We start from the raw sequence: 24751 nt of genomic DNA, 5'->3' as shown, positions 1-24751 counted from the left end.
TATTTAAAATTTGAATTTTAGCTGCCAGAGGCGCGGAATATCGCGTCTTTTTTAGTGGTGTACCATAGCTTGTAGCCCTACAAATTACCGTGTAAAACCTTAAGTAAATATTAAGCATATCTACTTATACGTCTAGAGAAAGTAGTTTATAAATATAAATGACTATATTGTGTAGATATAACAAAATATCTTGACAAGTAAAGCCATATATGAACTACAAGCAAAAAAGACCTGACAAAGCCTATATTTGGGTGAATATTGATTTTGATAAGGTTAAATATAGAATAGATGCGGTGACTTGCCAAATTGAGCGGGTTATACAAAAGTACCAAATTTCAAATCAAACTGGTCAATCAGGTAAAAGAAATAATTAAGTTATCTGTAGGGCGATGTCTAGGATGAGCTACACTGCACAAGTTATTTTGAGTGTAGCGTAGGCGTGTCCAAGGTAGGCAAGGCAACAGTTTTGCACAACAGATTTTAGGCAAAGCAACTATATATTTTTGTCAAACACTAAATAATATTGTTTGATAATCGTCCACCAAATTTATACTTATTTGTTAGTCATTATTTTATCCTCGACACTCCTGAAAAGGAGTGTTATTTTTCGGAGGATATTTGCTTGCTAATTATGCTGTAAAAGAGTGTGGATAGATGATGTGATGGTTATTTGGAGGTCTTATTAAACAATTTGAAGGTGCAGCTAATACCATTTCTTTGTGAGGCTGCGCCAAACCTTCTTAAATTCTTTCTTTCTTTGTGTCCTACCCTGCGGGAAGCCACTTCGTGTCTATGCGTCCTTTGTGGTTCGTTTTTCTTCATTGTTCTTAAATATGGTTTAGCGCATCTTCATACAGAATTGGTATAAGGAAGTTGTGAGAGAGAGTAACAAAGAAATAACTACCTAGTTTGATAACAAACTTTACCTTTTAGCTGGCAAGCTTAATTATATAGCTCAAGAAAGGATTAATCATGCAATAGAAATAAGTGAATACTTAGAAAGTAAAGTTCAAATTGATACTGAATATCTGTTGAATACCGCAAATGAAAAACTTAAAAATAACCTTGAGAAAATAGATAAAATTCGTGAAAAATTCCTCACGGAGACTGTTAATAAAAGTAACAGTATTTTTTCTTGTTCTGCCGTACTTGATAACGTGTTACCCAAACACCTTCGGGTGCAAGCTCACCCTGCTTTACGTAAAGCGCATTAGATAAATCCAAAAGCCGCACTTTCAAATCTCAGTGCGGCTTGCAAAAATAAATATTTGTACAAAGGATCTGAGATGTTTCTATGTCCCAGTACTTGGGGTTATGGCATCCCTTACTGGTTTAAGATTCCATCCTCATTTCCAGTGTAGCTCTCTCTCTGTGCAAGTACGAGTGGATGCCCAGCGAAAAAATCCCCTTGCTATCTTTAGTGGGGATAATTTCAATGTTTTTTCCATAGAAGCTACAGTGTTGCCTCCAGTTTTTTTCGTTCCTTACCAGCTGGTACAAAGATATCCTCTAGCGATCGCAAGATTAACTAGGCAGGAATCACTTGAACAACTAGTGCGCGTTTATCCAACGACTGGATTTTACCTACTTGACTAAGATCATTTGCAATTCGGTCTAGCATTTCTCCTGCTTTGTCACGATATTGATGTTCTCGGCCTCGTAAACGGATGGCAAACTTGACTGAATCGCCTTTACTCAACCACTGGCCTGCTTGTTCGATGCGTAAATTGTAATCAGCCACGCCCACGTTTAGACCAAATCGAACTTCCTTTACCGTGGGTCTAGCACTCTGGCTCTGACGTTTTTTCTTTTGATACTGAAGCTTGCCATAGTTGAGAATCTTGGCGATTGGAGCCTCTTTACCTTGCGAGACTACAACTAAGTCAAGCTCTAAGCTTTCGGCTAGCTGTAGCGCCTCATTGGTGTCGATCAGACCACGATTGTTATTCTCATGGTCAATCAAGAAGACACTAGGTGACTTGATTTGTGAATTAATCAGTTGCTTTTGGATTGCGATAACGAATTTCTCCTAATTGTTCAACACTTTACATTCCAAGTAATGCTAATTTAACACAACACTGAATTAGAGCAACTTTAAACCACACAATCGACTACAATCTGTTAAGATGTGGAATTGCGGCACTCGCTCTTCAGTCTTTGCGCTATTGCCCATCAGCCTTTCAACGCTTTTTTATCCGTCCGCCTAAGACTGACGCCGCCATTGGCGACAGGCCGATGTTATTTTTGGAGTTTTATGTCTTTTTCTAATCTCGGCTTGTCCAATGAAATTATCCGTGCGGTTATCGAACGTGGGTACACTGAACCCACGCCAATTCAAATACAGGCGATTCCTGCTGTATTGTCGGGTAGCGATTTACTAGCTGGGGCACAAACTGGTACTGGAAAGACTGCTAGTTTTACTCTACCGCTTCTGCATCGGTTGTCGTCTGACAAGAGCATCAAAGCTACATATAAGGGATACCCGCCAATCCGGGCGCTGATTCTTACCCCAACTCGTGAACTCGCTGCACAGGTAGAAGAAAGCGTGCGCGAGTACGGCAAGTACTTGCAGTTAAACTCGATGGTGATGTTCGGCGGAGTCGGTATTAATCTGCAAAAACAGCGTTTGAAGAACCGAGTAGATATTCTAGTTGCTACTCCAGGGCGACTGTTAGACCATGTACAGCAAGGGACGCTGAACCTCTCGCATATTGAGGTTTTGGTGCTAGATGAAGCAGATCGGATGCTGGACATGGGCTTCATTCATGATATCCGCCGCATCCTCTCACTATTACCTAAAAAGCGGCAAAATTTGCTATTCTTCGCTACTTTCTCGGACAAAATTAAGACACTCGCCGCCGGACTGCTGAATAACCCGACGATGATTGAGGTAGCACGCCGCAACGTTACCGCCGAGACAATCGCACAAAAAATTTACCAGGTAGACCGTGACAAGAAACGCCAATTACTTGCTCACCTGATTCGCCGAGATAATTGGTATCAAGTGCTAGTGTTCACCCGCACTAAATATGGTGCTGACCGTTTGGTTAAGCAATTGGGCGAAGACCGCATTCAAGCACTGGCCATCCACGGGAATAAGAGTCAGCCGGTGCGTACTAATGCTCTAGCAAAGTTCAAAAATGGCAGCTTACAGGTATTGGTGGCGACAGACATTGCTGCTAGGGGTCTTGATATCAGCGAACTGCCTCATGTAGTTAACTTCGATCTACCCAATGTACCGGAGGATTATGTTCATCGCATTGGGCGTACTGGCCGCGCTGGCGCGTCAGGTGAAGCGATATCACTGGTATCCGTTGATGAATATCCTCTATTGAAAGATATTGAAAAACTGATCGAGCAGCGCTTGCCAAGGGAAGTAGTGGCTGGTTTTACTCCTAACCCCGATACCAATGCCGAACCAATCCCAAATGGACGGCAACACAGAGCCAAAACCGAACGTGATAAGCGTCCGGCTCGTACTGCTAACCCGTTACCACAGACATCAACTAGACGTAAGGCAGCACCACCCGCCACAAATGGCGATAAGCCTGGTGCGCGTTCGTCGGCATCACGCCGTTCTGCTAAACGCGATCGCTAATCTTTGTTCTTAAGGATTACTCTTTCAACAGCGCCCCATGCTCAATTACAAAATTCCCAAAAAATGGTTAATTTGGGTTACATTGGCTTTGATATCTGCCTTGTTGCTGGCGATCGCTTTTTCTGCCTCAAGTATTTACTTATATGGCAGCAGTACTAATAATATCAAGGCAGATGCAGCAATTGTTTTAGGAGCAGCAGTTTGGGGAAAAGAACCATCTCCTGTTTTCAGGGAGCGAATTAACCACGCCATTAACTTATATAAAAATGGATCTGTTAATACAATCATTTTTACTGGCGGAGTTGGCGAGAGTAATGAATTAGCTGAAGCTATAGTTGGAAAAAATTATGCACTCGCACAACAGGTAAAAGCTGCTGATATTCTCACTGAAACTCAATCTCGTACAACTCACCAGAACCTCAAAAATGCTTTGAAAGTAGCGAATGCTCACCAATTAACCAAGTTTCTTATTGTTAGCGATCCATTGCATATGAAGAGAGCCGTATTGATGGCGCGGGGCTTAGGAATGGATGCACATTCATCTCCCACACCGACTACGCGCTATCGCAGTTTTCAAAGCCAGATGGAGTTTTTAAGCCGAGAAACTTATTTTTACTTTGTCTACTTAGTGTTTAAAATCTAGCTGTATATTCTTACTCTGTAGCTCTTTTTTGAAACTGGGCAATAACCCAGAACTAAAGTTTTTATTCATATTTCTTTCCTTCTGCCCTTTACCCTTTCTCCTCTGCCTTTCTTGGTAAACCGAAACTACAATAACTCTGTAATGGAAAATAACCGTTGTCGGTCTATTTGTTGCAGCTTGATTTTTTCAGCGTAGAAAGCCTGATAATAAGATTCATAACGCTCTGGTTCAGCTTCTGGATCGGTTTGTTGCCATAATTTCAAAAAGTGGCGATAGCGTTTTTCAAGCATCACTAAATCCATGCAAGCGATCGCAGCTTGAACCACTTGCGGAGTCCGAAGTATTTCTTTTTGGGTTTTTTCATCCACATGGAATAAATGGGAAATTAACCCCATCTCGCTACCAAATTCTAAAAACTGGTCTTGCAGGCGGGAAATTAAATCTGGTGGAGACGCAAAATTTCTCGTCTCTCCATCAACGGATGAAATTTCTAAAATCTGTTGCCATAAAAATCGGTGGTGGGAAAGGCTAAATTGCAAATCTCGCTCCTCTAGTTCGTCAATAATCACTTGACGCTGTTCAGGACAATGCAAGTAAATTCGCAGTAATAACGCCTCTGCATGTTCTAAAAGGCTCCGTTCTGTGGGGAGTGGGGAGTGGGTAGAGACGCGATTAATTGCGTCTGTACGGAGTGGGGATTTGCTACTTCCCCATGCAATTCTTGCTGACACAGGTTTAGAGTATGTAGCCGGAGGGGGAGCAATTTGAGTTAACAGATTTTCGACTCGTAGGGGTATAAGTCTGGTATCTCCTAAGCTGAGTATTTCTGCACAGTAGGAAACGTAATAGTTGCGTGTATCACTATTAGCTATATTTTTAAGTAATTTGACTATTTGCTGAGTTACTTGCCCAAAATCAGTAGCCTGTTTTAAATCACGGTTTTGAATAATTTGCTGAATCTGCCAGTCTAACCAAAGTGGCGCATTTTTTAGCAGTTCTCCATAATCTTCTGGGGTGTGGCTATGCAAGTATTCATCAGCATCTTTACCATCGGGTAAATTGAGAATTTTTAGCTGAACTTCGCCTTTGTATGCTAATTCGGCAATTTCACCGATCGCTCGTTCGGCGGCATTGGTTCCGGCTTTATCAGCATCAAAGTTGAGTACTAATTGTTTCGACTCTGTGTAGCGTAATATTAACCGCACTTGTTCTAGGCTTAAAGCTGTACCGAGTGAGGCTACGGCATTATTAATACCAGCAGCGTGGAGAGCGATCGCATCAAAATATCCCTCTACCACTACTGCTTGATCGAGTTGAGAAATTCCACCTTTGGCTTGATCGAGGGCAAATAATGTTTTACCTTTACTAAAAAGCTCCGTTTCTGGTGAATTCAGATATTTGGGCTGTTCATCAGTCAAGGTTCTACCACCAAAGGCAATGACACGCCCTTGAACATCGCGGATGGGAATCATTAAGCGATCGCGGAATACATCATAATAACCGCCTCCTTCCCGCCGTGGCTTAATCAATCCCGCTTTTTCTAGTATTTGTACTGGGTAGTGTTTATCTTCCACTAAATAACGGTATAGAGTTTCCCAACCTGCGGGGGCATAACCTAAACCAAATTGCTGTATTGTTTCTTCTTTGAATTGGCGGTTAGATTGCAAATATTGAAGTGCTTTTTGCCCTTGTGATTGTCTGAGGGCGTGTTGATAAAATTGTGCGGACGTTGCCAGAACTTCATATAACTGCTCACGCAAAGATAGCTGACGCTGTAATTCTTGGCGTTGTTCGGGTAAGAGAGTTTGTACAGGTACTTGGTAACGCCGTGCTAAATCCAACACCACATCAGCAAAAGAACGCTTCCCCAACTCCATGACAAATTTAATGGCATTTCCTCCGGCTTGACAACCGAAGCAATAGTACATTTGTTTAGTCTGGCTGACTGTGAAACTGGGAGATTTCTCATCGTGGAAGGGGCACAAACCGACAAAATCTTTCCCGCGTTTGCGTAAAACTACGTATTCCGAGACGACATCTACAATATCAGCCCGTAATTTAACTTCCTCAATTGTGTCTGGGTGCAAGCGGGGGATTTGCATATACTTAGTCATTAGTCATTGGTCATTTGTCATTTGTCATTGGTCATTGGTCATTTGTCATTTGTCATTTGTCATTTGTCATTGAGCATTGGGCATTAATCAATAGTTCTTCTTCCCCTGCCTCCCCTGCTTCCCCTGCTCCCTCATCCCCACTCTCCACTCCCTGGACATTAACTTTAGAGAAATAACAAAGGATAAATGACTTTAGACTTCTGATGGCTATTATATTCTTGTTGTTAGACCAAGAATGATTTATATAATTGCTTACATTTAATTTTATCAGAGGAATTACTTAAAATGGGGCGTATTTTTATTTCGGCGGCTCACGGAGGCAAAGAAGCTAGAGGAGTCGATCCAGGTGCGATCGCAGGTGGTACAACTGAAGCTAAAGAAATGATTCTGCTGCGAGATTTGATTGTCACGGAATTGAGAGCGCGGAATGTCGAAATTTTGGCAGTCCCTGATGACTTGAGTGCCGCCCAAACTATCACCTGGATTAATTCTCGTGGTCGGCGGGGTGATGTCGCCCTAGAAATTGAATCTAATGCGGCTAACAGCCCTTCTGTGCGTGGGGCTGGCGTTTTCTATATAACTAATAATAGCGATCGCAAGAGTAATGCTGAACAATTGCTAGTGGGGTTGTTGCGGCGCGTACCTCAATTGCCGAATCGGGGAGTCAAGCCAGATACAGATAGTGGGTTGGGTAATTTAGCATTTTGTCGCCAGACAACGCTTCCAGCTTTGGTGATGCAAGTGGCGTTTCTCAGCAATCCAGAGGATCGGGCTTTGCTGCAAAGTCGTCGCCGCGATTTTGCTTTAGGAATTGCCGATGGATTAGTAACTTGGAGTCGGATAATTGATCCTACTCCTGGAACTCCAGCCGAAGCAAATTATCCGCCAATTAATATTAATATTAATGGTCAAAGTTACACAGAGCAAGGTGTTTTAGTTAATGGTAATGCTTACATCCCCATTGATTTAGTAGACCTTCTGCGAATTGACCTTTCAAAAGCAGCTAATACTAATCGTATTACCTATCACAAAATAGTTTATGTTAAAGCTATCGAACTGCGAGATTTTAACGTTGCAGTCACTTGGGATGCTGCTACGCGTACTGTTACCTTACGCTCGAATTTGGCGGTTTGCCCTGGTCAATTTTCGCGGGTGATGTCGAACGGTAATACTTCTGAAGTCCAGTTACAATTATTTCTGAGAAACAATAATGAAAATGCTTTAGTAAGCTTTCCTGACATCCCAAAACTTTATCGAGAAGAATCAGGTATAGAAGGCGTGAACTATGACATTGCCTTTTGCCAAATGTGTGTAGAAACTGGATTTTTACGGTTTGGTGGCGATATTAAACCTGAGCAAAATAACTTTGCAGGCTTAGGTGCGATCGGTGGTGGTTCAGAGGCTGCATCTTTTCCAAGTGCCAGAATTGGAGTTAGGGCACACATCCAACATTTGAAAGCTTATGCTAGTTTAGAACCTTTGGTACAAGAAGTAGTAGATCCCAGATTTCGCTTTGTCACGCGGGGAATTGCGCCATTAATTGATCAGCTATCAGGGCGGTGGTCAGCAGATTTGGATTATGGTACGAAGATTTCAGCTATGCTTAAACGATTATATGAATCAGCAGGACTTCTTTAAGTATTAAGTAAATAAACTTGTACTAATTACTTGAATCCTTTCTTTCTTCTTTACGAGACGTTGCACGTTGGCGGCGTGGCGTGGGCGGTTCGTTTGCATCCTTATAGCAAACCTGTACTAAGGTTTTGCACAGCGCGATCGCCTACGGTGGGCGGAACGCGATCGCAAACGTGGTCTGCTTCAGCTAAAAATGTCGTAAAGTTGTAAACTTGATAGCAATTAAGAAGACAGACTGTGATCCTCCCATCAAGTAGTAGAGCGTTAGTAACAAGTCATAACAGTAGTTTAGAGTTTACCAGCCTCGCCAAACTATTAAGTGGAAACTTGCTTGCAGAAGTGGATCTGTATCGAGCTGTAGTAAGTTTAAAGCTAAGGCAAGACAAAAAAGCTTCAATGGGTCAGTTTCTGACTCCCGCTTCAGTAGCCCAATTGATGACTGGGATGTTTAATAGCCTGGATTTGCCTGAAATATCCTTGCTTGATGCTGGAGCAGGAATTGGTTCATTAATAGCCGCTTTTGTAGCAAAAGTATGCAAGCAGCGAAAACCCACGTCAAGTTTGCGCGTTGTAGCTTATGAAATTGACCCTTTTCTAATTAAATATTTGCATCAGACTCTAGAATTATGTAAAAAAGAATGCGACTATGCAAGTATTTCCTTAAACTACGAAATTCGTGAGACTGATTTTATCGAAGACGCAGTTAGGCTGCAAAAGCTTGGTTTATTAAATAGTGCGATGCCTACGGCGGTAAACTACGCAACAGAATTTACCCATGCTATTCTCAACCCGCCTTATTTGAAAATCAATGCTCATTCCAAAATGCGCGAATTGCTACGTTCCATTGGTTTGGAAACCAGCAATCTTTATACTGGTTTTATGGCTGCTACAGCACAACTTCTAAAACCAAATGGGGAGTTTGTAGCGATTACTCCGCGCAGTTTTTGTAATGGGCCATATTTCCGTGACTTCCGCAAAATGTTTTTAGAGATGATGGCTTTAGAGCAAGTACATCTTTTTGAGTCGCGTCAAGAAGCATTTAGTGACGATGATGTTTTGCAGGAAACTATCATTATCCAAGCTACGAAACAAAAGCAAAAGTCTAGCAGCGTCAGCATAAATAGCAGTTGTAGTGCTAATGATGACTTGATCGTGTCACACTCTGTACCATATACAGCCTTAGTTAACCCCGATGATCTAGAGCAGTTTATTCATATTATTCCAGATAATCTTAGCCAACAAATCGTTCAGCGAATGGCAGTTTTTACCTGCACTTTAAAAGATTTAGGGCTAACAGTTTCAACCGGACGGATAGTAGATTTCCGAGTAAAAGATTATCTAAGGATAAATCAAGAAAATAATACTGTTCCATTAATTTATCCGGTGAATTTAGCGAATGGATATGTAGAACACCCAAAAATAACTAAAAAGTCTCAAGCAATAGTGTATATAGAAGAAACAGCAAATCTTCTAATACCAAATGAGCATTATGTCTTATGCAAAAGATTTTCATCGAAAGAAGAGAAAAGGCGTGTTGTTGCGGTGGTTTATGATGCCAACCAATTTAATTATAGCTGTGTCGGCTTTGAAAATCACTTGAATTACTTTCACAAAGATGGGCGTGGACTTAGCCTTACCTTAGCTCGTGGGCTTGCTATTTATCTCAATTCAACCCTAGTCGATGCTTTTTTTCGGTTGTTCAATGGGCATACTCAGGTCAATGCAACAGATTTGCGAAAATTAAAGTACCCTAACTTGGAGCAGCTATTGTCATTAGGGACGGAGTTTAAAGATCAGTTTCCTTCTTTGCAGGAAATTGATGAACTTATCGAAAATAAGCTATTGAGTATGTCAAATTTGTCAGAGAATAATCCAGTTGCAACTAAGTCTCGAATTGATGAAGCGCTGCAAATTTTGACACAATTGAGCCTTCCACGGGCACAGCTTAACGAACGGTCTGCTTTAACTCTCCTGGCGTTGCTTGACTTAAAACCGACCGACTCTTGGCAATTAGCAACTTCTCCTTTGATAGGAATTACGCCGATGATGAACTTTATGGCTCAACATTATGGCAAAACATATAAGCCTAATACACGGGAAACAGTTCGCCGACAGACAGTACATCAATTTTTGGATGCTGCTTTAATAATTGCTAATCCAGATGATTTAAGTCGTCCTATCAATAGTCCTAAAACTGTATATCAAATCGAGGGAAGTGCGCTCGAACTATTACGAACCTACGGTACTGACGAATGGGATAAGAGCATTTGCACCTACCTGGCTTCAGTTGAAAGTCTAAAAAAGCAATATGCTCAAGAACGTGCAATATCTCGTATTCCCATAGTAATTAATGGAAAAATTAAAACTTTATCGCCAGGTGGTCAGAATATTCTGATTGAAAAAATTATTAATGATTTTGCTCCTCGTTTTACTCCTGGTGGAAAGCTCATCTATGTTGGGGATACAGATGAAAAATTTGCCTACTTTGATGAAACAGTATTAGCAGATTTGGGCATTAATATTGATTCCCACGGCAAAATCCCAGATGTGATTATTCACTTCACCAAAAATAACTGGTTGGTGTTGATTGAAGCTGTAACCTCACATGGTCCAATTAATCCTAAACGCAAGAAGGAACTTGAAGTCTTATTCAGAGATGTCCAAATACCTTTGGTGATGGTAACAACATTTCTCAGCCGTAAGGCAATGGTGGGATATCTGGCAGAGATTGCTTGGGAAACAGATGTTTGGGTTGCTGATGATTCAACTCACCTAATTCATTTCAATGGTGAATATCTATTGCAGGCTTACCAAACAGATAAGAAGCAAACTTCTTAAACATACGAAAATAAGCTCGGTGTTCGTGATATTTTGCTTCGGAAGATCCCCCTAAACCACCTTAAAAAGGGGGCTTAATTCCCTGCTTTTTTTACAAATTACTTTTTTACATATCTTGTTTATATTCTTCTAACAATTGCGCAATGTGATCATACCCATCTACACCAATAACCGCAATCATTTTCGGGCGATGTTGCTGTAAGAACTTTTGGAAAGCTTCTGCCCCAATTTGCCCTTGTAAAATTGTCAGTAACCCTGCTGGTTGTCGCCATTCATGAGAGGCAATTTGCTCCAAAAGATACATTCCCAAGCAGCCTGTGTAAACAGTTTTTTCTGAATTTTGTAGATGATAATAAGCTTCTGCTAAATAAGCTAAGTTACGCCCTTGGAGATACAAATCACCGGAAACTTGTGCTGTTTTAAAGCCATCTTCGAGATATTTAATTGCAGTTTGGTGTTCTCCAATTACTAGATAGGCAATTCCTAAACTGCTGACACATAAGGCTTTACTTTGAAGATCGCCTAATTTTTCTGATAATTTTAAACCTTGTTCCAAATAGTTAATTGCAGCTTCATAAGTTTCTGGTTCTAAGTTTTCCAGTTCTTGAGCTTGCATGACTTCGCTGTAACCTAAATTTACCAGCGCGTTTGCTTCTCCTGTACGATCGCCTGCTTGCCGACTCAGTATCAATGCTCGTTGACTGTTGTTAATTGCCTCAGCATAATTTTGCTGTTGTACGTAGGTGCGGCTGAGGTGGTTGAGATTGGCAATTTCACAGGTGCGATCGCCTGCATTTCTAGCTATCTCTAATGCCTGCTGATGAAAATCAATAGAACGCTGATATTGTCCCAAAGCACGCTGAGAATAGCCTAAAAGTGTCAAAATCCTCGCCTTTTCTTGGGTTCCCTCGCCTTGACGCAATGGTTCATCCAAATAATCTAGGGCATCTCGCAAATAAGTGCCTGTAAAAGAGGCAAAAATCCCGCCGTAAAAGGGAAAATATGGACGCTGGGCAAAGGTTCGCAATATCTGGAGCATGATTTGAGAACAGGCATCGCTGTATACTTTCCCAATGCTCCCAAAACCACTTGCTAGCTGACTCCAAATCACCGCAAAGGTCAAAAATGTGGAAATGGACAACTTTGGCCCGGCCTTAATATCGTAAGCTTGTTGGTCAAACCAGCTAATTAGTCCCCGTTGCAAGTACTGTAAAATCAATGCCATTTCCACCCAATCTCTAAGGGTGATCCCCCGTTGTCGCTCGGCAAACTCTATTGCAGATTCTTCCATAGCTAAGGTGCGAAACAGTGCTTGAGGTAACTCACTGTTGAGTTGTTTCGCCCAACTTGCCCAAGGGCCACGTTCTCCCGGTACACCGCCAAATCCCAAAGATTCTTTTTGCTCGTACATCCAACTGAGCAAGTTGTCTTGTAATCGCTGCCAAGAAGCTAAACCACGGGTAATCCCTTCGGAAAATTGTTGTAAATCAGCATCTGCCTCGGCAAATTGCTGTAATCCTTTTGATAATTGCTGTAGCTGTTGCAAATTTAGCGGATACTTCTGATTAGGATCAGTAACCCGTAAAAATACCGCTAGACGCTCATCAGCAGGAGCTGTAGTAATTTCTGTAACTGCGGAGGCGATCGCTTCTGTGGTTTTGTTTTGCTCTTGCCAGCGTTGCCATTGACTTTGAATGGTCTTAATGGCTCTCAAACTCCGAGTAGCCTTAGCTTTTTTGAGTTCGTCTTTTTCACTATCGACTTGATTTTGAAGAGCATTCAAGCGCTCGCTCAAAGCTAGCTCAAAGACTTCCCCTGTACCGGAAGTAATTCCTTTAAGCAGCATTTGGTACACCATCTCAACAGAGCTAATTTTGCCCTTGAGGGTGGTTTCGACAATTTCATCGATTAAGGCAAGATAGCGATCGCGCAATGGCAAAGAGTCTGGCATAGCTACTAGAGAACATCACGTCCATTCTAATTCTAGTTTGAGTGGATTAGACGCGTAGGCATTTACCTGCAAAGTTTAGAATGATGTCAAGGAAACTTTTTAGCAGAATATAACAATGCTGAGAATTAGCCTAAAAATATCATTTGGTGCGATCGCAGGAGGCAAAAAATGGGCTTGGCTGGATTAAGAATTGTTTTGGTAGAGCCAGCTGGTCCGATAAATATCGGAGCGATCGCTAGGGTAATGAAAAATTTCGGGCTATATAATTTAGTATTAGTGAACCCCCAATGCGATCCGTTATCGACGGAAGCTTTGATGATGGCTGTTCATGCTCAGGAAATTATCGAATCTGCGGTATTAGTGCCGACTTTACCAGAAGCATTGCATGGATGTGTACGAGCGATCGCTACCACTGGTCGCGTTCGCAGTTGGGAAACACCCTTAGAAAACCCCCGCACTGCACTACCCTGGTTATTAGAGGAACTAGAAAAACCCGTAGCACTGATTTTTGGCAGGGAAGATCGGGGATTAAGCAATGAAGAATTAAATTATGCACAAAGGTTTGTTCGCATTCCCACTAGTCCAGATTATGTAGCCCTAAATTTGGCTACCGCCGTAGCAATCTGCTGTTATGAATTGTCACAATGTACTCAGCAACCTGACACTAAAACCTTAACCCAAACTGAACTCGCCCCTTTAGATGTTGTGGAAGGATACTATCAGCAATTAGAATCATTATTATTAAAAATTGGTTATGTATATCCCCATACGGCAGCTAGTCGGATGGAAAAATTTCGCCAAATATATAATCGCGCTCACCTGAAAACTGGGGAAGTATACATGCTGCGGGGAATTTTGCAGCAAGTAGAATGGGCCCTTAAAAATCAGAGGGATGGTGAAAACTTGTAATTATTTGTTTAATATATACGCAATTATCCCCCCAAAATATTTAATATGGCTTAGACTAAACACAAAAATGCTACTTAGTGGCAAAGTGAAATTTGAGTATTAATATTTGCTTAAAGATTAAGTTTGGGGTTAGGAGTCTGCAAGAAAACAGCCAAGTGGGTCACAAGGAGTAACTGTGTCAGAGTCAAGTGACGAACTAACAGCTTTCTCGCGGCGTCAACCCTTAAATCGCCGCCAGCCGCCACAAAAAGTTCAAAAAGTGGTAAAGAAGAAAGTTAAAGCTAACAGCCAGCAACAAGCTGCCAATGGACGAGAAGCGGCATTAACACGCCCAAAAAAACTGAGCAGTCCTCCCTCAACCCCTAGTGCTACACGTAGGGTAAAATCGGGATTAGTCATGCCAACGGCAGTAAAACCAATACCTAGTGTGAAGGGTAAAATTCCTCCCTTTCGACCAGGTGCTGTGATGGTGAAAACAGTGCGGATGGAAAAGCCAAAAATCGGCAGGCGTTCATCGCCCAAAACGCGGTTAAAGCCAATGGCCAAAACCTTGTTATATATTGTGCGGTTGTTGATTGTGGGTGTTGGCATGGGTGCAATTGTTGGCACAGCATTGTCAGTCTTAGACCCGGCTAATCGCATCAGCACAACTTCTGCGCCGCAATCTAATAGTAATGTGGCGCGATCGCAGCCACAACCTACCCAAACTCCCCAAGCTGCACCTTCGAGCTTATACCTATCTCAGGAAATGGTTTCCTTAAAAAATTCCGTGCAAAATTTGGCGGCGACCAACCCAAATCTTACACCTGGAGTATTTTTAGTAGATTTAGATACTGGTAATTATGTAGATATCAATGGCTCTACCAGTTTTCCGGCGGCTAGCACAATTAAAGTGCCGATTCTAATTGCTTTTTTCCAGGATGTAGACGCGGGTAAAATTCGCCTGGATGAAATGCTAACTATGCAACAGGAGATGATAGCTGGCGGTTCGGGAACTCTGCAATATAAACCCGCCGGAACCCAGTATACTGCTCTGGAAGTCGTCACTAAAATGATTACAATCAGCGACAACACTGCGACAAATATGCTGATTGCGCGACTAGGAGGAATGGAGGCGTTAAACCAGCGTTTCCGGGACTGGGGATTGACAACTACAACAATTCGTAATAAGCTTCCGGATTTGCAAGGGACAAACACCACTACTCCGAGGGAATTAGGGAATTTGATGGCGATTGTGAGTCAGGGAAATTTAGTGAGTATGCCATCACGGGATCTCATGCTCGATATCTTGCGTCGCACCCAGAGAGACACTTTGTTACCATCCGGTTTGGGAGCAGGCGCGAGAGTATACCACAAAACGGGCGATATTGGTACTATGCTGGCAGATGCAGGTTTAATTATTGTTCCAACTGGCAAACGCTACATAGCCTCTGTCATGGTACAACGCCCCAATAATGACCCTCGCGCCGAAAATTTGATTAGTTCAATTTCTAGTGTTAGCTACCAAGAATTCAGCCAAAATGCGGTTACACCCAACAGTACCAACACTATACCCGCAAATGGTTATCAGCCTCCTGTTGTAAGTCCTGGTTTTCCTAACAATACAACGGGCACTGTACCCATGAGCATTTATCAGCCTCCTGTTGTGAATCCTGTACCCAACAGTATGGGAGGTACTGTACCCCCAAATGGTTATCAATCTCCAATTATGAATCCGCAATATTATCCGGCAAGATAAATTAGATGCAGCAAGACTTTCCTGATTTACATCTGTTGCTTCATTTTGGAGAACTGGTATTATTGGTGGTACAACCCAAACTCTCTGTATACTTGCCATCATCGGCATTTCAGTTATCAAACCTTGGGGTGGAAGAGTAGTACAATCTCCAGAGTCGTCTACCTCATCAAGTAGCTAGAAACATCGAAAATGCGATCGCCACTAGCTTTTTGTTTCTAAAAGCTAAACTGTATTGTTATCTTTTAATTTTTAACTTTTTTGATACCGCATTCCTGGTAATTGCGAAACGAAACCCATAAGTTCCAACTGTAATAACGCACCAGAAACTGAACCAGCAGCCATGCCAGTTTGCTGGACAATAAAATCGAAGGGTAAAGCTTCACTTGCGATCGCATCCATTACCGTTTGCAATTCTGGCGATAAAGTTGGCATTAACTGTTCTGGTGCTGTGGAAGCCTCCACTCTATCAATTTGTGGTATTGCTCCTAGCATTGTTAACAGTTCATCTAATTCTTTGAGGATGAAAGAAGCTCCTTGACTCAGTAACTTTAAGCACCCTTGGGATGGATGATCGTCCAGTCTTCCAGGCAGTGCATAAACATCTCTACCAAATTCATTAGCGTAGGTAGCTGTAATTAAAGCACCAGATTTTATCGGTGCTTCCATTACGAGGATGGCGCGGCTCAAGCCTGCAATAATTCGGTTGCGGCGGGGGAAGTGGGTGCGATCAGGTGGGGTTTTTGTGGGGTACTCACTCACGACTAACCCAGCCGTCAAAATCTGCTTGTACAAATCCCGATTTTTATGCGGATAAATAACATCTACACCAGTTCCCAAAACTGCGATTGTGCGTCCACCTGCTTTCATGGCGGCGCTGTGGCTTTCTGTGTCAATTCCCTCCGCCATCCCAGAAACAACTGTAAAGCCATTTTTAGCCAAAGCTGTACTAATCTGGCGAGTCCAACGGATACCGTATTCTGAAGGTTGGCGGGTTCCGACAATTCCAACCATTGGTTTTTGTCCGAGATTTTCTTGGAGTTCGACTTCACCGCGATAGTACAAAATCGGCGGTGGACTAGGAGTTTCCAATAGTAAGCGGGGATAATCTGCATCTGCTGGTGTCCAGAAATGAGAATTTTCTTGCTGGTGTTTGGTAAATAGTTGTTCTGGATGCAAACGCGATCGCTGTTGTACTACTTTTTCTAGTGTTTGAAAACCAAAACCCTCTACTTCTCCCAACTGTACCCTAGTAGCGTTCCAAGCTGTTGCTAACGTGCCAAAATGCTGTTCCAGCCGTCGCAGTAATACCGGGCCAATTCCCGAAATTTGCGCCCAAGCTAGCCAATATGCGCCTTCTTCTACCACAGTTTCATCCTCACGCCTACTGGATTAAGTATTCCCAAATTGAGGTTGGATGTTGAGGGAGCAGAGGAGGCAGTGGAAGAATTAATGACTAATCACTAATAACGAACCCCTTGACTTTTGACACTTGACTCTTGACTATTAACTATTGACTATCTTCTTATTTTGTGTGATGAAATATTTCTATCGTCTTTTAATAAGCCTATCTGGGTGCTTAATATTTTTACTGTTGCACAGTGGCCTTGGTTTATTGCCTAGTTTAGCTGCTGAGAAAGTTACTGTCAGATACGGATTGTTTGAGCGATCAATCCCTGTGGCAGATATACGCAACTATGGCGAGAATCAAAAGGTTTCTGCCGATTTGCAATCTTTTCTAGATTACCTCAGCCCTAAGGAGAAACAGAAGTTCCAAGATGCTCTTCAGGTAAAAATGTCTCTTGATATTGTGGCTTTAGATAAGCTGATAAATACAGGAATGGGCAAGCAAATTTTATCTTTTGCATCCCAAGCGATCGCCCGTCGCGATCAAGCCAGTATACAAGCCCTACGATCAGCCATTATCATCGGAGCAAAATCACCAGAAGGTCTAGGATTAGTCAGCTTTCTAGCAGCCTATCCCAGTAATCAACTAATTGTTGATGCGTCAAAAATTTCTAAGCTAGTCGGCATGGCAAATTCCTCTTCTGGTTCTGCTGATGCGCCTCCAAAGGACAATGTAAGTTCTTCACCCTTCGGGAAAATTGCACTGCAATATCAAATACTTGCCGCCCAAAATAAACAGTTTTCAGGTTGTTTATTTGGTGATTCTGTTTCGGCTGAACTTGGTAATACTCTTGGGAATGGTACTTTTAATTTTGGGTTAAATGGTTTGAGTACAATCTCATTACTAGAACAACTGAAAAGTTTAATTCCTACCAAGGTTACATGCGAAAAAGCTATTATTGCTGTGGGTGGAAATGATGCTTGGTATGGAATGAGTGATGAGTTATTTAGCAAAAATCTGCAAGAGGCGATCGCACTTATCCGCACAATGGGAAATAAAGAAATTTTTCTCATTCCAGCTTTTTATTCAACAGTTGCAGCAAGCTCAGATCCAACTATATCAGCCCCCAATTCTAGAGTTGAACAAATTAATGCTTTGATTAATAAAGTTGGTGAAATAGAAAAAGTGCCAGTTGCAGCAACAGGAGTAGCACCATTGTATGAAAAGAATGTTCTTAAAGAGAATTTATCGAGCGATGGTGAGCATCTGAACGCAGAGGGTCTAAAAATTTACCGACAAGCATTATTACAAATTCTGGAAAAGTAATATGATATTTGTCTAACTGCCTATAGTAAAAGCACCCCACCAAAGCTACGTTTTATATAGCGGTTTTTGCTTCTTAGTTGAGTAGGTACTGAACCTCACCCCCAATCCCCTAACAACAAGCTCCTTTTTTGCCCTGACATAGCTCATTTTATTAGGAAAAGCTACATAACATAATTCGTAGTTCGTAACTTAAAATTACGAATTACAAATTATTAATTTTAGGATTTCCAATTCAAAAACCGCGCATAAATATAAGCTATACCTTCATCAATAATTGTCCGTACACCTTGGCTATAATCCCACCATTTGTTTGGATCATAATCTTGTGTTTTGGCAGCGATCGCACCAACTTTGATGTTAGGGCTAAGTAGTTTTTTGAAGAGCAACCAACTCCTACGGGTGTGAACATCCAAAGAAAAAACATTTATTGATTGTAGCTTTAAATTTGAATCGGATAGCCAACGATGAAATTCGGCAGCAGATGCATAACTACGATCCTTGATTACCATAGGTGTCGGCACAGCTACTACCTTCTCTGATTCTAAACCAAGTTTTTTGAAGGTGGCGGCTGACACTTCTGCAAAGTTTTTGTATTCGCTAAGATAAATTCCTTTTTCTATTGAGCCTCCGGTAGTAATTACTAGACTATAAGAACCGTTTTTAAATTCAGTCAAAGCTTGTTGTATAGCATAATCTGGTAGCCATCCTTCAACAACCAATACGTCTGCTGATTTTATTGGGGAAGTCACGGCGAGAAATGAGTGTACATGAGTAATAGTGAAGAATATTAAATAAGCAATCGAAGCGATTGCAATCGCCCACCCCTGAGCCGTAAGTGTCCACATTTCTTGGCGTTTTATTAGTTTAATTTTTGGAAATTTTCGACACCGACGATTTTTTCTCTGCATTAAGCCTTAGCTAGACGTTGTTCTTTCAAATAAGTAAACACAGACTTATCTCCGATATCAGGAGGAATTGCTTGCACTGTCTTTCGCAGAGCAAACACCAAAAATAACGTTGCCCAAATTCCTAATAAAACACTTTCCCCCTGAGTTGGTAAAACTCCTACTAAATGTCCTAACAATAGTAGCGGTACTATTAGAGTTAATACTTTGGTTTCCAGGCGATTGAAGCAAAAAGCCTCTTTAAAATAAATACCTGTCAAAGCAACGAAAATAAAACCAACTCCAAATAATGTAAGAGGGTGATTGTAAACAGTAAGAGCTAAAGGCTCACTACTAGAGATTGCCAGAATCACTGATGCTATACTACCGATCGCCCAAAAAATTTGCAATATTCGGTGCAGTGATGCCATATAAATATGAATGGTAAATAAACTTACACCCAGAGCGACACTAAAACAAGTATATAGAGGTGTAAGTGCGGTAACAATAGCCGGGTTATTAGGGAGCAAAACCAAAGCACTGCCTATGGCAAAGCTCAGTGCTGCTACCATTAGCCCAGCACGGTAGATAATTACGCCTGTGCGATCGCTCTGAGTAATTGTAAATTCTCCAAACTGACCTTGATAAACTTCTGGTGGAGGTAGTGTTTGCGTAGTCATAGTTAAAAATATAGTTATGAATTTACTAATAGAGTACAACAGTAAATTGCTGAAGGGTAACTTTTATATGATGGGCAATGAGACTAACTAAAGTGTCACAATCCCTAAAGTATTAAGCCATTTTCGTAGTATTAGTTGACTTGACAGACGCACTAGAGTCGTGAATTATCTCTATCATTTGACCGGATTTCCTTCGAGAGCGAAAGACATAGCAACAGTAAAGCATGGCGTAAATCCAAGTACCATCTCCATTAACCAGACTAACAAGAGGATTTTGCCCCTTGTTAAAGGTAGGCAAACTTCCGCCATATTATACTAGTAATTAGCAATGGTTTGTATAGTATCTAGTTTAACTGAAGACTTGATTTTAACATTAGACTTTAGCTATAAACAGTAAATATTGACAAATTTAAAATTTAGTGCATACAAAAGTTTGGCAATCAGATAACCCCATAATTAGTTGATATAGGAAGATGAGGTGAGCGATGGCGCTGTTTCTCCCACGGTAGACGATCGCATTTGTTTAAAGAATTGCAAAACTGTAGACTCTTCTTGGGTTTGTCATGAGATATTGCTCTTTGCCCTGGATGTGCGCTCGCTTAAAATACTTACAGCATAAGAATTTCACCAAAAACCTTAATGTTAGATATTTTTTTTAGAAAATAAACGTTCAAATTCTCGCTCCATCTAAAGTTCAGAAATTTGCTATTATTTTTATTTTTGCAGAGGAATTTAAGAGCGATTATTTGGTTGTTAAGGGTTTACCAATTCCAGCTTACTATTAAGTTTAGCGATCGCCTGAGATTCGAGGTTGGTCATTACCCAATTCCAGAAAAAAGTAACGCCTATCTACGTCCTAGACATAGAGAACATAGTTTCTACTTCAGCCCAATACCTGTGAATGAAATTGATTTAAATTTGGAAACCTAAGTATTGTAAAGTTTGATTTTAGAAAAATTCAACCTTAAATTTACTAGTTATATATATAAATATCGAAATATAAAAAGCTGCAAAGATACCAAATAAAAACATATTTGGTGTCTTTGGAGCTTGGTATTTTCTTGTCTTTGTTTTTATGGAGATTAAGGTATGCGATCGTTCAAACGGTTCAGGAAACAGCTAGCTTTTATGCTCTTAATAAGTTCTGCTGTGTTTTCCGCATCCTCATCTAATGCACAAGATGTATCGAGAACAGTCTTTGTCAATACTGATGTGATTATTGATCCTGCTGTCTTAATAAATTTATTCCCTACAGCTACTCAACTTGCTGTTGTCCAAATTGGTGGGGTTGTTAGAATTGATGACTCTGGTGTAGGTGTTGATATTGACAGCACGGGCGTCTACGATCCATTTGCAACCAACTACTTACAAAACTCACTCCAATTTCAGCAGTTAGTCAACGTCTTTCATCAGCAGTTACTCAAGGTTTTTCATCAGCAGTTACTCAACTTTCACAACTTACTCCAACTGAATATTACACAGTTTACAGCGAACACACAGATCCTCAACGGCCTCAGGTAACTACAGTTAACTGGACTCAATTTCCAGTTAAGCGTGGTGAAACACCAATATTAAGCTTCACTAATAGTAGTTCCGACAATTCCGTGAGGATATCTAACGCTAGAGCTTTACGAAGTACTACCCAGATCCCGCTAGCTCAACTAAACTCGATAAATCTGCCACCAACAATACGTAATTTCCAAGCTGTTCCATCTGCTAATGTCACCTTATCTAGAAGCACCTTATCTGGAAACAGAATCACAACAACCCCAGTAGTCAATCTAAATTTCCTAACCCCAGTCAATGCAAATCTTGTCATTCAAAACCAAATACCGACTTTGAACAGATCCCGGTAATTTATTCAAAATATTGCGATCGCAAGTTGATACTCTTCGACAATGCAATCGCGTTTTGTTATTTTAATTTGTTGAGCGCGATCGCCACCGCAAAAATCGGCCAAAGCTGAATTTTTCTCATTAGGGACTTCCAAAAATTAAATTACTCAATTCCTGTATCCAATACGACTATCCGATTTCTTCTTCCCCTGCTCAATAACTGCTTACCAAAACGATTGATTATTTTTCTATTTGGAAGTCTCTTATGCCTTAGTTTAGTTAAAAATGATAGACAACAAGCTGCACAAAGCAGGGATATCCGCTCAATAATGTCAGGAATGGTTGACACAGCCTTGAGCAGCGCAGTTGGAAATTTTTTTAACTTGCTTCGGAGCTTTTATTTCAGTGAATAGTTGAATCGCTCGATTAAAATTCATTTGGCTATCATCAGGATTTGCCATCTTTTGATAAGTTAAACCTAATTGGAAGTAAGCTTCAGCCAGGTCACACTTAGCACTTATTTTATCTAAAAGTTCGATTGCTTCTGTATAATGAGTAAGGGCTAATGTAAATGCTTGTTGTCGATGGATTTCTGCTAAACCATTCAGTATTTTTGCTTTTACCTGCATATAGTGGCTTTCTTCAGCAAAAGTCAAAGCTTGCTGAAGTATTTGATTTGCCTTAGAAAAATCTCCTAAATTTACATAGGTTTGACCCAAAATTTGCATGAAATAGACAAATCTTCCAGTCTGTTCCACCAATTTTTCGTTTGTAATATTTTGATAAGCTACATCTGCTAATGCAGATGAGGCATCATGCAAACCTAAATAAGAATACACCAAAGCTAAACACACTGAAGCTTTCTCTGCCCAGCGATGATGCTCGGTATTTTTAGCCAAATAAATTACTTGCTGAAATAAGTTTACGGCTGCTTCTAGTTCCCACAAATCTATTTTGTAAAGACCAATACTTAATAAAGAATCTACCTCTAGCATCCTGAGATAATAAACTGTATGTTTATTTCGTGGCTGAGGTACAAGTGATTTGAGTGCTTGGGTTGCCAGAGTAATAGTCCTTTGTTGACAAGCGATCGCTTGACTAATATTACCTGTTATCCAATATAAATCACCCAGTATTCCCCTTTCTCGCACTCCACCAAAGACCGATTTCTCAAGGAGGCGATAATTTGGCGATGTTGCTCGGATGGGACATCCCAAAGTAAACAAAACAATCCTTGAGATGAAATGGTGGGTATATCTTGGTAACGATAACATCCCAAACGGCAAAGCAAGCGATATGCTTGGGGGTCGAGGGCTTGTAGACGATTGATTTGACTAACTGCTAAATTTTTTAAGTCGGTTGCGGCTAACGGATCGGCATGATTTTCTTGCCAATAAAGAGCCATATCACCGTCAAAATCCTCCTGAATCGAACCACAGAGAATTCCCATTGCTTTAGCATTACCGCCATAAGTGCGATGCATGATTTGCAAGGTTGGCGAATTGATGATTAATCCCTGGTTGCTAAAAAACTGTTGCCATGCGCTTTCATCTAAACCAGGAAGCCGATAGTGATTCACATTCAACCCAGGTTCACAAAGGCGATCGCGACTGGTAATCAAAGTAACAGATTGCACCCTAGCATCAGCCAAAACCCGCAATAGTTCTACATAGTTGCGGTGAGAAGCAATCAACCCACCTTGTTGATCCAATGCAGGTTCGAGATTGTCAATTAACACCCCAATTCGCCGATTGTGGAGTTGGCGCTTGAGTCGTCCTAATGTAACTCCAAATTCTACCCCAGGTTCTTGATCGAAATCTTGTTTGAGCCATTCTTCTACAATTCGTTCGGCGGGAGTGATGTTTTGAGTTTCCTTCGCCATCAGCAGTTCTAAAACCAACTCAAACCTCTGAGTTTGCAAATATTGCTGCGCTAGAGTGGTTTTGCCTAAACCGCCTTCACCTTGGATAACTATGACTTTCGATCCTTGATTTGCCAAAGTATTCAGGTGAGCGATCGCTTCTGTTCGTCCAATAAAATTGGTATCCTCTAATTTTGGGGTGGGTTGGGGGGGCGTTCTGGAGTAATCAATCAGACTGGATGATATCGCAGTAGTTTTTCTCAGAACTCGTTCCAAAGTAGCGCGACAATTACTTTTGGTAATCTTTTCTCGCAATACTTTAGAAAGCAGCTTCCATAACTGAGAACCAGCATCCTTAGCGTGTCCTTCCGTACAACCGTAAGAATGAGCAATATCCAAGTATTTTCTACCCAACCAAACTTGCACAAGAATCACTTTTTGCAAATCGCTCAACCGTTCCCCAGTCTGAGGAGGAATTATGGCGTCTAACCATGCTAATGCTAGCTTCAGCGTCCATTGGGTAACGACAAGGATAGTTCAGATTTTAAGGACAACTATAAATTACTCTACAGTTATATTGCTGGAGTTTTTGGATAAGATTCTGTAAACCCGACTTTTTTCCCGACTTTTGCAAACTTTATTCAAAATTCAGCAGCAAGTTCTTGAAAGGATTGTTGTTATTTCAACGGTAAGTATTAAAGTCTCGTTGATCAAGCGTTAAAATTCGTCCATGTCCCAGATGTTCTGCTAGAACAACCAGAGAAGCATCTGCCATATCCATTGGCAAATCGTTATATTTTTCTATGAGTTCAACTATGCGTACAACATGGTGACTTCGTAAATCAAACACCTCAAATGCTTCCTGTGCAACCTCTCTCAAAAAACTACATTGAGCATTATTACCACCTCCTCTAGCAAGAAGAAGGTAACAAGTTTCGGTAATAACAGGGTAAGTAGTCACTAGTGGTTCATTGAGAGTATTTAAAACTTGTAGTGCTAATTGATGGTATTGATCGTTTTGGTTCCCAAGTGCCACGAAAAAGCCAGTATCAGCGACGATCATACTTTTCTTGCATTAGCGATCTTACAATGGTTTCGGAATTAGCAGCTAAGTCAGTTTCTCCTTTGAAACAGCCGATAAATTTACTTTGCTTAAGTTTAGCTAAGGGATCTGTTTTTTGTTGCTGAAGTTGTTGATAGCGCAGTTCAATCAAAGATTTAATTGCCTCTAGTGTATCTTGATCAGCCTCCTGTTGGATGTAGGCAAGCTTTTGAGCATATTCTTCATCTAGCTGAATATCAAAATTCTTCATTGCCACTAACTTGGAACGTTTACCTAAAGTATATCGTCCGCCTCGAATCGTCTAGAATAAAAATCATTAGGTAACATCAGC

General features: G+C 41.1%; 21 protein-coding genes and 1 pseudogene. 11 read left to right on the top strand and 11 right to left on the bottom strand.

From position 1 onward, the window contains the following. The first annotated feature begins 209 nt into the window (after window positions 1-209). Window positions 210-374, top strand: coding sequence for a hypothetical protein (locus RMY00_RS17800; RefSeq protein WP_322648783.1), 165 nt, complete (start codon window positions 210-212; stop codon window positions 372-374). 1154 nt (window positions 375-1528) lie between these two features. On the opposite strand, the gene infC is transcribed toward RMY00_RS17800, so the two are convergent. After that, window positions 1529-1996, bottom strand: a complete 468-nt coding sequence (infC, locus tag RMY00_RS17795) for a translation initiation factor IF-3 (protein ID WP_322648818.1) — start codon at window positions 1994-1996, stop codon at window positions 1529-1531. A gap of 258 nt (window positions 1997-2254) precedes the next feature. Between infC and RMY00_RS17790 the strand changes: the two genes are divergently transcribed. Both RMY00_RS17790 and RMY00_RS17785 read left to right on the top strand, forming a co-directional pair. Next, window positions 2255-3598: a DEAD/DEAH box helicase gene (locus RMY00_RS17790; RefSeq protein WP_322648782.1), complete on the top strand. Its 1344-nt coding sequence runs from the start codon at window positions 2255-2257 to the stop codon at window positions 3596-3598. A 37-nt stretch (window positions 3599-3635) separates the two neighbouring features. Continuing rightward, window positions 3636-4241 carry a YdcF family protein gene (locus RMY00_RS17785; protein WP_322648781.1) on the top strand — a complete coding sequence of 202 codons (606 nt, stop codon included), beginning with the start codon at window positions 3636-3638 and terminating at the stop codon, window positions 4239-4241. Between the two features lie 125 nt (window positions 4242-4366). Here RMY00_RS17785 and dnaG read toward each other — a convergent pair whose 3' ends face one another. After that, window positions 4367-6343 (bottom strand): DNA primase, encoded by a 1977-nt coding sequence (gene dnaG / locus RMY00_RS17780; protein WP_322648817.1) that lies wholly within the window; start codon window positions 6341-6343, stop codon window positions 4367-4369. Between the two features lie 297 nt (window positions 6344-6640). On the opposite strand from dnaG, the gene RMY00_RS17775 reads away from it, so the two are divergent. The 3 genes from RMY00_RS17775 to RMY00_RS17765 are packed head-to-tail and all read left to right on the top strand — an operon-like array spanning window position 6641 to window position 10828. Then, window positions 6641-7993 carry an N-acetylmuramoyl-L-alanine amidase gene (locus tag RMY00_RS17775; protein WP_322648780.1) on the top strand — a complete coding sequence of 451 codons (1353 nt, stop codon included), beginning with the start codon at window positions 6641-6643 and terminating at the stop codon, window positions 7991-7993. Window positions 7994-8023: 30 nt separating this feature from the next. After that, window positions 8024-8200 (top strand): hypothetical protein, encoded by a 177-nt coding sequence (locus RMY00_RS17770; RefSeq protein WP_322648779.1) that lies wholly within the window; start codon window positions 8024-8026, stop codon window positions 8198-8200. A gap of 27 nt (window positions 8201-8227) precedes the next feature. Beyond that, on the top strand, window positions 8228-10828 hold the full coding sequence (locus RMY00_RS17765) for a BsuBI/PstI family type II restriction endonuclease (RefSeq protein ID WP_322648778.1): 2601 nt from the start codon (window positions 8228-8230) through the stop codon (window positions 10826-10828). A gap of 106 nt (window positions 10829-10934) precedes the next feature. Here the strand turns inward: RMY00_RS17765 and RMY00_RS17760 are convergent, their stop codons facing one another. Beyond that, window positions 10935-12779 carry a tetratricopeptide repeat protein gene (locus RMY00_RS17760; RefSeq protein WP_322648777.1) on the bottom strand — a complete coding sequence of 615 codons (1845 nt, stop codon included), beginning with the start codon at window positions 12777-12779 and terminating at the stop codon, window positions 10935-10937. A gap of 168 nt (window positions 12780-12947) precedes the next feature. Here RMY00_RS17760 and RMY00_RS17755 point away from each other — a divergent pair, with 168 nt between their 5' ends. Beyond that, on the top strand, window positions 12948-13688 hold the full coding sequence (locus tag RMY00_RS17755; protein ID WP_322648776.1) for an RNA methyltransferase: 741 nt from the start codon (window positions 12948-12950) through the stop codon (window positions 13686-13688). A gap of 175 nt (window positions 13689-13863) precedes the next feature. Further along, window positions 13864-15426 (top strand): serine hydrolase, encoded by a 1563-nt coding sequence (locus RMY00_RS17750; RefSeq protein WP_322648775.1) that lies wholly within the window; start codon window positions 13864-13866, stop codon window positions 15424-15426. Between the two features lie 249 nt (window positions 15427-15675). On the opposite strand, the gene dprA is transcribed toward RMY00_RS17750, so the two are convergent. Further along, window positions 15676-16791 (bottom strand): DNA-processing protein DprA, encoded by a 1116-nt coding sequence (gene dprA, locus RMY00_RS17745; RefSeq protein ID WP_322648774.1) that lies wholly within the window; start codon window positions 16789-16791, stop codon window positions 15676-15678. A gap of 145 nt (window positions 16792-16936) precedes the next feature. On the opposite strand from dprA, the gene RMY00_RS17740 reads away from it, so the two are divergent. Further along, window positions 16937-18097, top strand: a complete 1161-nt coding sequence (locus tag RMY00_RS17740; RefSeq protein WP_322648773.1) for an alpha/beta hydrolase — start codon at window positions 16937-16939, stop codon at window positions 18095-18097. 218 nt (window positions 18098-18315) lie between these two features. On the opposite strand, the gene RMY00_RS17735 is transcribed toward RMY00_RS17740, so the two are convergent. Both RMY00_RS17735 and RMY00_RS17730 read right to left on the bottom strand, forming a co-directional pair. Further along, window positions 18316-18846: an ElyC/SanA/YdcF family protein gene (locus RMY00_RS17735; protein WP_322648772.1), complete on the bottom strand. Its 531-nt coding sequence runs from the start codon at window positions 18844-18846 to the stop codon at window positions 18316-18318. Window positions 18847-19004: 158 nt separating this feature from the next. Further along, the gene (locus RMY00_RS17730) at window positions 19005-19661 is read right to left on the bottom strand and encodes a DUF2301 domain-containing membrane protein (protein ID WP_322648771.1); all 657 of its coding nucleotides are present in this window, start codon (window positions 19659-19661) and stop codon (window positions 19005-19007) included. 702 nt (window positions 19662-20363) lie between these two features. Here RMY00_RS17730 and RMY00_RS17725 point away from each other — a divergent pair. Then, window positions 20364-20591, top strand: coding sequence for a hypothetical protein (locus RMY00_RS17725; RefSeq protein ID WP_322648770.1), 228 nt, complete (start codon window positions 20364-20366; stop codon window positions 20589-20591). Between the two features lie 159 nt (window positions 20592-20750). Continuing rightward, window positions 20751-21182 carry a hypothetical protein gene (locus RMY00_RS17720; RefSeq protein ID WP_322648769.1) on the top strand — a complete coding sequence of 144 codons (432 nt, stop codon included), beginning with the start codon at window positions 20751-20753 and terminating at the stop codon, window positions 21180-21182. A 136-nt stretch (window positions 21183-21318) separates the two neighbouring features. On the opposite strand, the gene RMY00_RS17715 is transcribed toward RMY00_RS17720, so the two are convergent. The 5 genes and pseudogenes from RMY00_RS17715 to RMY00_RS17695 form a co-directional block, all read right to left on the bottom strand. After that, complete coding sequence (locus RMY00_RS17715) at window positions 21319-21441, bottom strand: hypothetical protein (protein ID WP_322648768.1); 123 nt, start codon at window positions 21439-21441, stop codon at window positions 21319-21321. Between the two features lie 81 nt (window positions 21442-21522). Further along, window positions 21523-21651 (bottom strand): hypothetical protein, encoded by a 129-nt coding sequence (locus RMY00_RS17710; protein ID WP_322648767.1) that lies wholly within the window; start codon window positions 21649-21651, stop codon window positions 21523-21525. Window positions 21652-21828: 177 nt separating this feature from the next. Beyond that, window positions 21829-23874, bottom strand: a pseudogene (locus RMY00_RS17705) (tetratricopeptide repeat protein). A 165-nt stretch (window positions 23875-24039) separates the two neighbouring features. Beyond that, on the bottom strand, window positions 24040-24420 hold the full coding sequence (locus tag RMY00_RS17700) for a type II toxin-antitoxin system VapC family toxin (protein ID WP_322648766.1): 381 nt from the start codon (window positions 24418-24420) through the stop codon (window positions 24040-24042). After that, window positions 24407-24670 (bottom strand): CopG family transcriptional regulator, encoded by a 264-nt coding sequence (locus tag RMY00_RS17695; RefSeq protein ID WP_322648765.1) that lies wholly within the window; start codon window positions 24668-24670, stop codon window positions 24407-24409. Before RMY00_RS17695 ends, RMY00_RS17700 begins: the two co-directional genes overlap by 14 nt. Between the last annotated feature and the right edge of the window lie 81 nt (window positions 24671-24751).

It is taken from the genome of Nostoc sp. ChiVER01 (assembly GCF_034531155.1).
Classification (GTDB): Bacteria; Cyanobacteriota; Cyanobacteriia; order Cyanobacteriales; family Nostocaceae; genus Nostoc.
The sequence above is the reverse complement of the archived record's forward strand: the minus strand, read 5'-3'. Positions and strand labels throughout refer to the sequence as shown.

Coding starts and splice junctions, on each gene's coding strand:
- RMY00_RS17730 (WP_322648771.1), bottom strand. CDS start 19,661: ATGACTACGCAAACACTACCTCCACCAGAAGTTTATCAAGGTCAGTTT.
- RMY00_RS17775 (WP_322648780.1), top strand. CDS start 6,641: ATGGGGCGTATTTTTATTTCGGCGGCTCACGGAGGCAAAGAAGCTAGA.
- RMY00_RS17720 (WP_322648769.1), top strand. CDS start 20,751: ATGCGATCGTTCAAACGGTTCAGGAAACAGCTAGCTTTTATGCTCTTA.
- dnaG (WP_322648817.1), bottom strand. CDS start 6,343: ATGCAAATCCCCCGCTTGCACCCAGACACAATTGAGGAAGTTAAATTA.
- RMY00_RS17785 (WP_322648781.1), top strand. CDS start 3,636: ATGCTCAATTACAAAATTCCCAAAAAATGGTTAATTTGGGTTACATTG.
- RMY00_RS17695 (WP_322648765.1), bottom strand. CDS start 24,670: ATGAAGAATTTTGATATTCAGCTAGATGAAGAATATGCTCAAAAGCTT.
- RMY00_RS17790 (WP_322648782.1), top strand. CDS start 2,255: ATGTCTTTTTCTAATCTCGGCTTGTCCAATGAAATTATCCGTGCGGTT.
- RMY00_RS17800 (WP_322648783.1), top strand. CDS start 210: ATGAACTACAAGCAAAAAAGACCTGACAAAGCCTATATTTGGGTGAAT.
- RMY00_RS17755 (WP_322648776.1), top strand. CDS start 12,948: ATGGGCTTGGCTGGATTAAGAATTGTTTTGGTAGAGCCAGCTGGTCCG.
- RMY00_RS17760 (WP_322648777.1), bottom strand. CDS start 12,779: ATGCCAGACTCTTTGCCATTGCGCGATCGCTATCTTGCCTTAATCGAT.
- RMY00_RS17700 (WP_322648766.1), bottom strand. CDS start 24,420: ATGATCGTCGCTGATACTGGCTTTTTCGTGGCACTTGGGAACCAAAAC.